The following is a 12,649-nucleotide window of genomic DNA, read 5'->3' as shown; positions in this document are numbered from 1 at the left end:
GGATCCCTTAAATGGATTCCTTTTCCAATTGATATTACTCTATTAGGAGCTTTCTTATGTGTAATGGTTTTAGTTTTTGAGATAAAATCAATTACTATTTTTAGAAGAGAAGTGTATATTCAGGTACTTTTAATTTTACTGTTGATGTTTCTTTTCATGGTTTCAAATTTATATACAGTATCTTACATCTATTCTGAAAAAAAGAATATTGCGATGATACTTAATTTTTTGACCGTTTTGTATCCATTTATAGTATTTAAGAATATTGTTTTTGAAGAACTTAAAAACCTTATGTATGTGATTGGAGGGTTTGCTATACTCGTATTATTATATGTCTATTTCACGTACACCTTTATCATATTTTTTGATGTCACACAATATTCAGAAAGCATTCCAACTTATCTTGCCGTAGGAATCATGCTTTCAGCATGTTTCATTTTTTCTATGTCAAGTCAGCGGGTTACCGCTCCTCTGATTATTTACAGAATCATCTTATTATTTTTACTGACTCAACTTGGTGGAAGAGGACCTTTTTTTAATTTGATTCTTTGCATAGGAGTTTATTATTTTCTTAACCTGAAAAATATTAAACTAAATTATAAAGTAGTACTTTCTGCTGCAACAGCTTTTTTTGTTATCTTATTCTATCTTCATGATATTATAGACTTCATTATAGAAAATGTAAATATTGATCGATTTAATCTTTTAAAAGCATCCCAGGAAGATGAAAGTGTTATTTATAGGGTAATGGTTATTAACAAAGGTTTGGAAAGCTTTTACAGTCATCCGTTTATAGGAACAGGAATAGGAAGTTCCGGAATTGCACTTACAGGAATTGATCAGGTTGAATATCCACATAATTTGCTGCTTGAAAGTATGATAGAACTAGGACTTATTGGAGGATTGGCCTATCTATCGATCTATCTCTATTTCTTTATATATAATTTGGAAATTGTGAGAAAAGATAAAAAGCTTTTGGTACTATATGTTATATGTCTTCTTTTTTTTCTTGAAGATATGAAAAGTGGGTCCTTTGACGCTTGGAGGATAAATCTATTCTGGATTTCGATATATCTTGTACAATACAATTTCCGGATGGATTCCACATCAAAGAAGGTGATTCATTCTGTATAAGGCTTATAGATAAAATTGTATTAAAAAAATGATAATAATTAGTACCACCAAGTTAAGGTAGCATCAATGACTTAGTATTTGGAAATAAAATTTTAAAGTTTAAAAACTCAAATAAAAAATGAAAATATTAATGCTTTGTGAACTTTATATAGAAAGTTTGGAGTATCAAGAAAATTTATTGGTTAAATATTACAGAAAACATGGACATGAAGTTACAGTAATTACTTCCACATATGAGAATGTTTTTGATTATTATAACAACAAGCATGATAATTCACTGCCGGCGAAAGTGATCTATGATCATGGTGCAAAAATTATAAAATTACCTTTTAAGTTTAATTTTTTAGGAAAAATAAAAAAATATACTTCCATTAAAAAAATAGTGGAAGAAATACAACCTGATCTGCTCTATATCCATGATATTATGCCTAATATGTTTGAGATGTTGGATTATAAAAAAAAGAATCCACATGTTAAAATGATTATGGATTATCATGCAGACTATAGTAATTCAGCAAATGGTTGGTTGTCTTTAAATATACTACATAAAGTAATCAGAAAGTACTTTTACATGGATCCTATTCGTAAACATATTTCGAAGTTTTATCCAATAGTTCCGGGAAGTACAAAATTCTTAAATGAAGTATATAACATTCCTCATAATGAAATGGATCTGTTACCATTAGGAGCTGATACTGATCTGGTTGCAGAAATAAAGAAGAGCGGAGTTAGAGATGAAATCAGGAACAAATTGGGTATCAATGATGAAGATGTTATAATTTTTACCGGTGGAAAATTTACACCGGCAAAGAAAACTGATTTATTAGTAAAAGCATTTAATGAAATTAACGACACAACCCTTCATTTGCTGATTGTAGGTGATGCAGATCAACATAATCAGGAATATAAAAAAGAATTACTGGCATTATCAAATAATAACCCGAATATTCATTATATTGGCTGGTTGAATAATAGGGGAGTGTATGAACATCTATCAGCTTCCGATATTGCTGTGTTTCCTGCAAGTCAGTCTATTGTTTGGCAACAGGCAATAGCCTCTGGACTACCACTTATTGTTGGAGATGTAGGGGAACAGTCGGTACAGTATCTGAATGAATTTGGCGCAATTACAGAGCTTAAGAAAGAAGATATTAATAAAGAACAGATTAAAAAGAGTATAGAAGATATCATATATGGTGAAGATGAACTAAGTTTAAGAAAAGAAATGGCATTAAAAACTTCATCCAAGTACTTGGATTGGAATCACCTAATCAATAAAACGCTCTCTCATGTTAAAATTTCTAATTAATGTAATTTTTATTAGTTTAACCCTTACTTCTTGTAAATATACCGGGCAAAAGAAAAGTCAGGATAAACAGCAAAAGAATACACAAAATACTCCTAGGGTACTTATTTGCTCAGGAAATAATGGGAGTGGTTTTAAAAATTTTCTGAAGGATAATCATATTGAATCGGTCAAATTCATTAATGATGCTCAATTTCTGGATCCTAACAAACCATTTACGTTTAATGAAAAACTGCTCCGCGAAGAGGTTACTCGTTCTTTTCCTAACAAAAATGATACAGGAATGGCTTACATTGATATTGAGGCTCCATACCTCGAGTATCTTATTAATGAGCCCCCTACAAGTGAAAATTTCAAAAAAAGTTTACAATTATTTTTAGATGTACTCACATTTGTAAAAAATGAAAGACCGCAAGCTCAAATAGGATATTATTATATTCCTTTTACAAATTATTGGGACAGATCTGATAAATTTTATGAAAAAAACAAAAGCATTGAGAAGATTATTATAAAAAGTGATGTTTTATTTCCATCAATCTATATATTTTATAATAATTTGAATTTTAATGTGGAAAATGTTAATTATTTAGAAGATAATACTAGAGAGATGATTAAAATCGCGAGATCATACAATAAAAAAGTATTTCCTTTGATTATGTCACGGTATCATCCATCAAATAGTAGCCCAGGAAATGAAAGAATTGATGAGAGTGATTTTAGAACTTATGTTAATACAATTATGAAAACGCGCTATAACGGGTTTAGTATTGATGGACTTATTTTATGGAACTTTGATGACTACTCATATAGAACTAATGAGCCGAAAATAACCAAGGAATTTGCAAAAAGCAGAATGGATTTTAACACATTTTATGACAACTATATCACAGAAATGTTAGATATAATGATAAAAGAAAAATAAAATTATGGAAAAAGATAGAACCTATCAAATATGTACGAAAACAATTATGGATACTTCTGATCCTAATATTGTTTTTAATGAGAAAGGTGAAAGTGATTATTATATTAACTATAAAGAAAGTATTTTACCAACTTGGCATACTGATGAAAGAGGACTTAAAGAACTTGAGCAGGAAGCAGAAAAAATAAAAAAAGATGGTAAAAACCGGGATTTTGACTGTATTATCGGGCTTAGTGGAGGGTTAGATAGTTCTTATGCCGCCTATGTAGCAAAAGAAATAATGGGCCTTAAACCTCTTATCTTTCACGTAGATGCAGGCTGGAATACAGATAGAGCCGTAAGTAATATTGAGAAATTAGTCAACTCGCTTAATTTGGACCTATACACAGAGGTAATCAACTGGGAGGAAATGAAAGATCTTCAGGTTGCATTTCTAAAATCTCAGATAGCAGATCAAGATTTGCCTCAGGACATTGCTTTTTTCTCAGGTCTATATAAATTTGCGAAAAAAAATAAAATCAAATACGTTCTTACAGGAGGAAACTATTCTACGGAATGTTGTAGAGAACCTGAAGAATGGGGAGCTTATCCAGGAATAGACAAGACCTTGATTCTGGATATTCATAAAAAATTTGGTAAGAGGGAGCTTAAAACATTTCCCATTGTAGATATTATGAGCTATAAGCTTTATTATAAATACGTTTTGGGAATGCAAGTATATAAGCCTCTTAATTGTATTCCGTATATCAAAAATGATGTAGAAAAAATGTTATCTGATAAATATGGATGGGAAAGCTTTCAGCATAAACATCATGAATCAAGATTTACAAGGTTTTTTGAAGACTATTGGTTACCTAGGAAATTTGGATACCAAAAAAGGAGAGCACACTTCTCAAGCTTGATCCTTACGGGACAAATGACTAGAGATGAAGCTCTGGATAGAGTTTCAAGACCAGAATTATCTGAAGAGTTCTTGCAGAAAGAATTCGAATATGTAGCCCATAAATTAGACCTTACTACAGATGAGCTGCAGAAATTATTCGAAGGTGAAAATAAGACTTATAACGATTATAAGAATAAAAGGTCACTCATAGGAATTGGGGCACAGGCAATGAGAAAACTTGGGCTTGAAAAAAGATTATTCAGATGATAACAATTATTGATTACGGTGTTGGAAATATCAATGCCTTCGTTAATGTATACAAAAGGGTAGACGTTCCGGTGAAGATAGCGAAAACAAAAGAAGATCTTGAAGGAGCGGAAAAACTCATTCTTCCCGGAGTAGGGCATTTTGATCACGCCATGACCCAATTGAACAATTCAGGAATGAGAGATAAACTGGATGATCTTGTTTTGGGACATAAGATTCCTGTAATTGGTATTTGTGTAGGAATGCAGATGATGGCTAATAACAGCGACGAAGGGAAACTTGATGGTTTAAAGTGGATTGATGCTACTGTTAAAAAATTTGATGAAACAAAAATTCACCAGGTGACACGACTTCCACACATGGGTTGGAATGATGTTAAACCGGTAAAAGATATCGAATTATTTAAAGGACTGGAAGACAACTCCATTTTTTATTTTCTTCATACTTATTATTTCCACTGTAACAATCAGGAGGATATTATGGCTGTTACAGACTATGCAGGTGAATTTGCTTCAGCAGCTCACCACGAGAACAAATATGGAATACAGTTTCATCCGGAGAAAAGCCATCATTATGGTGAAATTTTACTACACAACTTTGCAAAACTTTAAATACACATGCTTAGGCCAAGAATTATACCGAGTCTTCTGATCCAGGATAACGGACTTGTAAAAACTGTTAATTTCAAAAATCCTAAATATGTAGGAGATCCTATCAACGCGGTAAGAATTTTTAACGAAAAAGAAGTTGATGAACTTGCCATTTTTGATATTGATGCTACTACAAAAGGTTTAGAACCAAATTATAGCTTAATAGAAAGAATTGCAAATCAATCACGAATGCCTTTATGCTATGGTGGAGGAGTGAAAACAGTAGAGCAGGCTCAAAAAATTTTCGGATTGGGAATTGAAAAGATTGCATTATCTTCTGCAGTGCTTCAGAACCCTCAATTAATTACTGAAATTGCAGAAAGGGTAGGCTCACAAAGTGTAATTGTTGTGCTGGACGTAAAGAAAAAACTTTTCGGAGGGTATGAGGTGTATACCCATAATGGAAAAAAATCTACAGGGATAAACCCATTTAAGTTTGCAGAAGAATGCCAGAGACTGGGAGCAGGCGAGATTGTGATCAATTCGATAGACCAGGATGGGGTAATGAAGGGATATGATATGGGGCTTATTGATAAAGTTAGAGAACAGATTTCTCTTCCCCTTACTGTTTTAGGAGGTGCAGGTTCATTAAGTGACATCAAGCAGGTTATTGATAAACATGGAATAATTGGTGTTGCTGCAGGAAGCTTGTTTGTATTCAAGGGAGTTTATAAAGCAGTCTTAATAAATTATCCTACTTTTGAAGAAAAAGAAAAACTAATAAAATAATGGATATATTACCCATTTTGAAGGTAAAAATCATACAATAAACACATATGGAAATAAAAAATAAAGTACTTCTTATTACTGGAGGTACAGGTTCATTTGGAACCGCTGTTCTCAGAAAATTTATAAATACAGAGTATTTTAAAGAAATTAGAATCTTTTCCCGGGATGAAAAGAAGCAGGATGACATGAGAAATCAGTTTAAAAGTGATAAGCTGAAGTTTTATATCGGTGACGTAAGGGATTATAAAAGTGTTGAATCTGCAATGATAGGAGTTGATTATGTATTTCATGCCGCAGCTTTAAAGCAAGTTCCTTCTTGTGAGTTTTTTCCAATGCAAGCAGTAAAAACAAATGTTGAGGGCACGCAAAATGTAATTGATGCTGCAGCTCATAATAAAGTTAAAAAAGTAATTTGTTTAAGTACAGATAAAGCTGCTTATCCCATCAATGCTATGGGGATTTCCAAAGCAATGATGGAAAAAGTTGTAGTAGCAGCCTCCAGAAATCTGAAAAATACTACAGTATGTCTTACTAGATACGGAAACGTTATGGCATCCAGAGGTTCTGTGATTCCATTATTTGTTAAACAGATCAAAAATAATGAACCAATTACCATTACAGATCCAAAGATGACCCGGTTTTTAATGTCATTGGAGGAAGCTGTAGAACTTGTATTATTTGCTTTCGAAAATGGGAATACAGGAGACCTGTTTGTAAATAAAGCACCGGCAGGAACTATCGGTGATCTGGCTCAGGCTCTGAAGGAATTATTTAAAGCAGATAATCCGATAAAAGTGATTGGAACAAGACATGGAGAAAAGCTTTATGAAACCCTTTGCACACGTGAAGAAATGCTGAAGGCAGAAGATATGGGAGATTTCTACAGAATTCCGGCAGATAACAGAGATCTTAATTATGATAAGTATTTCTCAGAAGGTATGAAAGACATTTCAAAAATAGAAGATTATCACTCTCATAATACGAAGCGACAGGATGTAGAAGGAATGAAAAAACTTCTTTTGAAACTTCCGTTGATCAGAAAAGAAGTATTGGGAGAAGATGTAACGCAATATCCGGACTAGAAGAATGGATAGTCCAAAAATTATTGAAGGCGGAAAATACGCGGATGAAAGAGGAAATTTGTTTTTCAATAATCAATATGATGCTTCTGCAATAAAAAGAATATATTGCATTGAAAATAATAGCATCGATTATATAAGAGGATGGACTGGACATAAGACAGAACAACGTTGGTTTACAGCCATGCAGGGAGCTTTTATTATTAAATTGGTTAAAGTTGATCATTGGGAAAAACCTTCAAAAGATCTTAGAATTCTTACTTTTGAGCTGAATGCCGGAAAATTAGATGTACTTCACATGCCGGCGGGATATGCTTCCGCAATTCAAGCAAAAGAAAAAGGATCGAAACTCTTAGTAATGGTAAACTATTCTTTAGGTGAAATTGAAGATAATCATCGTTTCCCTTTGGATTATTTTGAAAATATATAATGATGAAAAAAATAGGAATAACCGGACAAAACGGTTTTGTAGGCTCACATCTGTACAATACACTGGGGTTGAAGCCTGAGCAGTATGAAAGAATTGACTTTGACAGATCTTTTTTTGACCATCCGGATCAGCTGGATGCTTTTGTAAAACAATGTGATGTCATTATACACCTAGCAGCAATGAACCGCCATCCGGATCCTGAAGTGATTTTCAATAACAATATTGAACTCGTAAAGAAATTAACAGATTCTTTGGAACGAACAGGATCAAAGGCGCACGTTTTATTTTCATCATCTTCTCAGGAAGAAAGAGATAACCTGTATGGGAAATCGAAAAAAGAAGGAAGAGTGCTTTTGGCAGACTGGGCAAAAAAAGCTGGCGGAAAATTTACAGGAATGATTATTCCTAATGTTTTCGGACCTTTTGGAAAACCAAATTACAATTCATTTGTTGCTACCTTCTGCTACAAACTTACACATGGCGAAACTCCTCTTATTGATAATGACAGCGAAGTGAAACTGATCTACGTAGGGGAACTCGTACAGGAAATTATCGGCCAGATAGAAGCGGCAGATACCAAAGAGCTTTACGAAGTAGGGCATACTTCAGTAAATAAAGTCTCTGAAGTATTGGCAAAGCTTGAAGACTATAAGAAATTATATTTTGATAATGGAGAGATTCCATTGCTTACATCAGCTTTTGAACTTAATCTGTTCAATACTTTCCGTTGTTATTTTGATATTAAAGATCATTATCCTGTCAAATTTACACAACATACTGATCAAAGAGGTGCCTTTGTTGAAGTAATCAGATTGGGAATAGGTGGACAATGTTCATTTTCTACTACCGTTTCTGGTATCACGAGAGGAAATCATTTTCATACAAGAAAAATAGAAAGATTTGCTGTAATAAAGGGGAAAGCTTTAATTCAACTCAGAAAAATAGATACTGAAGAAATTTACGACTTCTATCTTGATGGTGCTGAACCTGCTTATGTAGATATGCCGATTTGGTTTACGCACAATATAAAAAATATAGGAGAAGAAGAATTATATACAATTTTTTGGATCAATGAACCCTTTAACCCTGAGGATGCAGATACTTATTTTCTAAATGTCTAATATGGAACTGACAAAAAAAAGTGATATCTGGTTTACCTTTCTTCTGACTTTTGGGTATATATTTTCATACTCATTTGCTGTTTTGTTAGAAGTTACATCAAATAATTATTTTGTTGTTCCATTTCGAATCATTGTATTATTATTGAGTTTTTTTGTTATTTATATAAATTTTGATAATATTAAGAAAAGAAAGGTGACAGTTATTTTTACTGTTCTTTTCTGGATCTTTTATTTATGTAAAGCAATTTATAGTTTTGAAAATGATCTCTATTTACCTCACATATCACAAGAAAAAAATGAGATTTATATTAGGATTATTTTTTTAAATCTTATTCCTTATATAGCGATATTGGGAATAAGTTTTACGAAAGAAATTATGACTAGGCTAAATAGTATTGTTTTTAATTTTTTATTAATAATACTGGGGATAAGCTGTTTATGGACAATATTCATATTTAAGAATTTTGAAAAATCAAGTGGCATATTTGTAAGCTATTATATTAATGTGGGGCATTATGGGTTATCATTACTAATAATGTCTGTCTACTATTATTTTCAAGCCCCTGAAAAATTATTGAAACCTGTTTTAGGTACATTGGTGGGAGTTTTTACCATATTTAGTTCTTCGGCAAGAAGTCCTGTATTAGCAGTTTTTATCATTCTATTGATTGTATTAATTTATCTCAATAAATTAAAGTATTGGATTTTTCTATTATCTTTTGTAGTGTTTTTTGTTATAAGTATTTATTTTTTAAAACAAACGTTAGCATTGGATTTTGAATTTATAAATAGAATGTATAATGCTATTTTTGAAGGGAATGGAAGCGGACGCTCTTATTATTTATTAAGGGGCTGGAATATTTTTAAAGATAATGTTATTTTTGGGGGACGTATCTTATTTGAGGACGGAATGTACCCACATAATATTTTTATTGAAGTATTGATGAGCATGGGAATTGTGGGAGGCGTTTTATTCCTTTTGTATTTTAAGGATATAAGAAAGTTTAAAGTAAGATATGTCAGAGAGCATATGTATTATTTACCTTTCTTTTTGTTTTTTATTCAATATTGCGTGTTGGTTCTTACTTCAGTTAGTATTTTTGGAAATATGGAGTTTTGGAGTTTTTCAGCAATAATGATATCTATAATTTTATTTTGTTATGATGAAGAAATTAAAAGTAATGACAGTCGTAGGCACACGGCCGGAAATCATTAGATTATCAAGAGTGTTATCAGCTTTAGATACTTCTGACGCTGTAGAACATATTGTAGTCCATACAGGACAAAATTATGACTATGAACTTAACCAGATCTTTTTCGAAGATTTAGGCTTAAGAAAACCTGACCATTTCCTGGAAGCAGCAGGAAAAACAGCTGCAGAAACAATTGGAAACATTTTGGTGAAAATTGATCCGCTTCTCGAGGAAGTGAAACCGGATGCGTTTTTAGTACTGGGAGATACAAACTCATGTTTATGTGCTATTCCCGCCAAAAAAAGACAGATTCCGATCTTCCACATGGAAGCTGGAAACAGATGCTTTGATCAAAGAGTTCCCGAAGAAACCAACCGGAAAATTGTAGATCATATTTCAGATATCAATTTAACATATTCGGATATTGCCAGAGAATATCTTTTAAGAGAAGGACTTCCTGCGGACAGAATTATCAAAACCGGTTCCCCAATGTATGAGGTTTTGAATCATTACCTTCCCCAAATTAAAAACTCCGATATTCTTACAAGATTAAATCTTGAAGAAGGAAAGTATTTTGTAGTATCGTCACATAGAGAAGAAAATATTAATTCAGAAAAAAATTTCAGAGGGCTTATCAGCAGCCTAAATGCCATTGCAGAAGAATATCAGTATCCCATCATTTTTTCTACCCATCCGCGAACAAGAAATATGATTGATAAAATGCAGTTTCAGGTTAGATCTGAAATTCAGTTTCTGAAACCACTTGGTTTCCACGATTATAATGCTCTTCAAATGAGAAGCTATGCGGTACTGTCAGATTCAGGTACTATTTCAGAAGAATCTTCAATCCTTAATTTCAGGGCACTCAATATCAGAGAAGCACATGAAAGACCTGAAGCTATGGAGGAAGCTTCTGTTATGATGGTGGGATTATCTCCTGAGAGAATTTTGCAGGGATTGGTACAGCTTAGGCAGCAGCAAACAGGAGACAATAGAAACTACAGACTTGTGGCGGATTATTCCATGCCCAATGTGTCAGAAAAAACGGTTAGAATTATTGTAAGCTATACCGATTACATTAACAGAGTAGTCTGGAATAAATTATGAATATATTGTTTCTTACCTTAGTGAAGATCAATACCCTAAAAGAACGTGGTATTTATCAAGATTTAATGCGGGAGTTTTCCCAGCATGGGCATTTCCTGTATATAGTTTCCCCTGTTGAAAGATGCGAAAATCAAAAGACTAATGTGAAAAAAGAAGGGAATACTGTTTTTCTAAATGTAAAAACACTTAATATTCAGAAAACGAATTTTATTGAAAAGGGATTTTCTACCCTGACAATTGATAAACTCTTTCTAAGAGCCATCAATAAACACTTGTCAGGAGTGAAATTTGATCTGATTATTTACGCCACACCTCCTATTACTTTTACAAACCTTATTAAATATATCAAAAAAAGAGATCAGGCTAAAACATATCTTCTTCTAAAGGATATCTTCCCCCAAAATGCGGTTGATATGCAGCTGATGTCTAAAAAAGGATTACTTTACAACTACTTTAGAAATAAAGAAAAAGAATTATATTTGATTTCAGATAAAATTGGGTGTATGTCGGATGCCAATCTAAAATTTGTGATGGAACATAATTCTTTTATTCCTAAAGAAAAACTGGAGGTAAATCCAAATGCTATTGAGCTCCTGCCCTTAAATAAAGAAATTATTTGCCAATATAAAGAAATTCACGCGAGGTATGGCATCCCGGAAAATAGGAAAATCTTTATCTATGGTGGAAATTTAGGAAAACCTCAGGGAATTGATTTTCTGATAGAAACCTTAAAAGCCAAAGCTGAAGACGACAGATTATTTTTTGTGATAGTAGGCTCTGGAACAGAATTTGGCAAAATGAGGAAATGGTTTGATACTTTCCGCCCCAAAAACGCATTACTTTTATCTGTCATTCCGAAAACTGATTATGACCTGCTGGTACAGTCCTGCCACGTTGGGTTGATCTTTCTGCATAAAGATTTTACGATCCCAAATTATCCGTCCCGTTTACTATCATATCTTGAGTTTAAGTTGCCGGTCCTTACTGCTACGGATTCCTGTACAGATATTGGAACAGATGTAGTTAAGAATAATTGTGGCATCGCTGTGCATTCAGGAAATCTTCAGAAGATGATAAAAGCAATAAATACATTCGTAGAAATGGATGCAAATAACTTTGAAGAAATGAGGGAGAACAGTAGAAAATTCCTGGAAAGAGAATTTCAGGTACAACAATCTTATGATAAAATTATTAACGCTTAAAATAAAGGGAAAAGAAAGATGTATCGTGTTTTTTTAAAAAGAGTTCTTGATTTTACATTAGCCTTAATCGGTCTGCTTATCGTAAGTCCGGTCTTTATTGTTTTTTTTATTGCTTTGGCCATCGCAAATGAAGGGAAACCTTTTTTCTTTCAGAGAAGACCAGGTAAAAACGGTAAAATTTTTACCATTATAAAATTCAAAACGATGAATGACAAAACTGATTCCGAAGGTAAACTGTTATCAGATGCAGAGAGACTTACGGCAGTAGGAGCATTTGTCCGTAAAACATCTATAGACGAAATTCCACAGCTGATTAATGTTTTGATAGGAGATATGTCATTAATAGGTCCAAGACCTTTACTGGTACAATATCTCGGTTTATATGATGAACATCAGGCCAGAAGGCATGAAGTAAGACCGGGAATTACCGGCTGGGCACAGATTAACGGAAGAAATGCTATTTCCTGGGAAGAAAAGTTTAATTTAGATGTCTGGTATGTGGAGCATCTATCCTTTATGCTGGATCTGAAAATAATATTTCTTACGATAAAGAAAGTTTTTATAAGAGAAGGAATTTCAGCTGATGGACACGTTACCATAGAACCCTTTAAAGGAAATTAATTGAT

13 protein-coding genes are annotated in these 12,649 nt (G+C 32.9%); all 13 read left to right on the top strand.

The features are described 5' to 3' along the window. Window positions 1-213 precede the first annotated feature (213 nt). The 13 genes from RAH34_RS02050 (at window position 214) to RAH34_RS01990 (ending at window position 12,644) form a co-directional block, all read left to right on the top strand. Window positions 214-1,134: an O-antigen ligase gene (locus tag RAH34_RS02050; RefSeq protein ID WP_162800889.1), complete on the top strand. Its 921-nt coding sequence runs from the start codon at window positions 214-216 to the stop codon at window positions 1,132-1,134. Between the two features lie 118 nt (window positions 1,135-1,252). Continuing rightward, the gene (locus tag RAH34_RS02045; protein ID WP_306594989.1) at window positions 1,253-2,443 is read left to right on the top strand and encodes a glycosyltransferase family 4 protein; all 1,191 of its coding nucleotides are present in this window, start codon (window positions 1,253-1,255) and stop codon (window positions 2,441-2,443) included. After that, window positions 2,424-3,362, top strand: coding sequence for a hypothetical protein (locus RAH34_RS02040; protein ID WP_306594988.1), 939 nt, complete (start codon window positions 2,424-2,426; stop codon window positions 3,360-3,362). Before RAH34_RS02045 ends, RAH34_RS02040 begins: the two co-directional genes overlap by 20 nt. Before the next feature lie 4 nt (window positions 3,363-3,366). After that, complete coding sequence (locus RAH34_RS02035; RefSeq protein ID WP_306594987.1) at window positions 3,367-4,512, top strand: N-acetyl sugar amidotransferase; 1,146 nt, start codon at window positions 3,367-3,369, stop codon at window positions 4,510-4,512. Continuing rightward, a complete protein-coding gene (hisH, locus tag RAH34_RS02030; protein ID WP_306594986.1) occupies window positions 4,509-5,123 on the top strand; it encodes an imidazole glycerol phosphate synthase subunit HisH in 615 nt (204 codons plus the stop codon). The genes RAH34_RS02035 and hisH overlap by 4 nt, the downstream gene beginning before the upstream one ends. A 6-nt stretch (window positions 5,124-5,129) precedes the next feature. Continuing rightward, window positions 5,130-5,891 (top strand): AglZ/HisF2 family acetamidino modification protein, encoded by a 762-nt coding sequence (locus RAH34_RS02025; RefSeq protein WP_114820318.1) that lies wholly within the window; start codon window positions 5,130-5,132, stop codon window positions 5,889-5,891. Window positions 5,892-5,938: 47 nt separating this feature from the next. Next, window positions 5,939-6,973 (top strand): polysaccharide biosynthesis protein, encoded by a 1,035-nt coding sequence (locus RAH34_RS02020; RefSeq protein ID WP_114820317.1) that lies wholly within the window; start codon window positions 5,939-5,941, stop codon window positions 6,971-6,973. A 4-nt stretch (window positions 6,974-6,977) separates the two neighbouring features. Then, window positions 6,978-7,400, top strand: coding sequence for a WxcM-like domain-containing protein (locus RAH34_RS02015; protein ID WP_114820316.1), 423 nt, complete (start codon window positions 6,978-6,980; stop codon window positions 7,398-7,400). A 2-nt stretch (window positions 7,401-7,402) separates the two neighbouring features. Beyond that, entirely contained in the window at window positions 7,403-8,521 is a 1,119-nt protein-coding gene (locus RAH34_RS02010) for an NAD-dependent epimerase/dehydratase family protein (RefSeq protein WP_306594984.1), read from the top strand. Between the two features lies 1 nt (window position 8,522). Further along, entirely contained in the window at window positions 8,523-9,737 is a 1,215-nt protein-coding gene (locus RAH34_RS02005) for an O-antigen ligase (RefSeq protein WP_306594983.1), read from the top strand. Next, the gene (wecB, locus tag RAH34_RS02000; protein ID WP_306595413.1) at window positions 9,685-10,821 is read left to right on the top strand and encodes a non-hydrolyzing UDP-N-acetylglucosamine 2-epimerase; all 1,137 of its coding nucleotides are present in this window, start codon (window positions 9,685-9,687) and stop codon (window positions 10,819-10,821) included. Before RAH34_RS02005 ends, wecB begins: the two co-directional genes overlap by 53 nt. Then, complete coding sequence (locus RAH34_RS01995) at window positions 10,818-12,023, top strand: glycosyltransferase family 4 protein (protein WP_306594982.1); 1,206 nt, start codon at window positions 10,818-10,820, stop codon at window positions 12,021-12,023. The genes wecB and RAH34_RS01995 overlap by 4 nt, the downstream gene beginning before the upstream one ends. Before the next feature lie 18 nt (window positions 12,024-12,041). After that, window positions 12,042-12,644 carry a sugar transferase gene (locus RAH34_RS01990; protein WP_114820312.1) on the top strand — a complete coding sequence of 201 codons (603 nt, stop codon included), beginning with the start codon at window positions 12,042-12,044 and terminating at the stop codon, window positions 12,642-12,644. Window positions 12,645-12,649 lie beyond the last annotated feature (5 nt).

The sequence above is a fragment of the Chryseobacterium sp. WLY505 genome, from assembly GCF_030846215.1.
Classification (GTDB): Bacteria; Bacteroidota; Bacteroidia; order Flavobacteriales; family Weeksellaceae; genus Chryseobacterium.
The sequence above is the reverse complement of the archived record's forward strand: the minus strand, read 5'-3'. Positions and strand labels throughout refer to the sequence as shown.

Excerpts from the sequence above, each read along its gene's own strand:
- RAH34_RS02050 (WP_162800889.1), top strand. The coding sequence starts at position 214 with ATGATACTTAATTTTTTGACCGTTTTGTATCCATTTATAGTATTTAAG.
- RAH34_RS02045 (WP_306594989.1), top strand. The coding sequence starts at position 1,253 with ATGAAAATATTAATGCTTTGTGAACTTTATATAGAAAGTTTGGAGTAT.
- RAH34_RS02040 (WP_306594988.1), top strand. The coding sequence starts at position 2,424 with ATGTTAAAATTTCTAATTAATGTAATTTTTATTAGTTTAACCCTTACT.
- RAH34_RS02035 (WP_306594987.1), top strand. The coding sequence starts at position 3,367 with ATGGAAAAAGATAGAACCTATCAAATATGTACGAAAACAATTATGGAT.
- hisH (WP_306594986.1), top strand. The coding sequence starts at position 4,509 with ATGATAACAATTATTGATTACGGTGTTGGAAATATCAATGCCTTCGTT.
- RAH34_RS02025 (WP_114820318.1), top strand. The coding sequence starts at position 5,130 with ATGCTTAGGCCAAGAATTATACCGAGTCTTCTGATCCAGGATAACGGA.
- RAH34_RS02020 (WP_114820317.1), top strand. The coding sequence starts at position 5,939 with ATGGAAATAAAAAATAAAGTACTTCTTATTACTGGAGGTACAGGTTCA.
- RAH34_RS02015 (WP_114820316.1), top strand. The coding sequence starts at position 6,978 with ATGGATAGTCCAAAAATTATTGAAGGCGGAAAATACGCGGATGAAAGA.
- RAH34_RS02010 (WP_306594984.1), top strand. The coding sequence starts at position 7,403 with ATGAAAAAAATAGGAATAACCGGACAAAACGGTTTTGTAGGCTCACAT.
- RAH34_RS02005 (WP_306594983.1), top strand. The coding sequence starts at position 8,523 with ATGGAACTGACAAAAAAAAGTGATATCTGGTTTACCTTTCTTCTGACT.
- wecB (WP_306595413.1), top strand. The coding sequence starts at position 9,685 with ATGAAGAAATTAAAAGTAATGACAGTCGTAGGCACACGGCCGGAAATC.
- RAH34_RS01995 (WP_306594982.1), top strand. The coding sequence starts at position 10,818 with ATGAATATATTGTTTCTTACCTTAGTGAAGATCAATACCCTAAAAGAA.
- RAH34_RS01990 (WP_114820312.1), top strand. The coding sequence starts at position 12,042 with ATGTATCGTGTTTTTTTAAAAAGAGTTCTTGATTTTACATTAGCCTTA.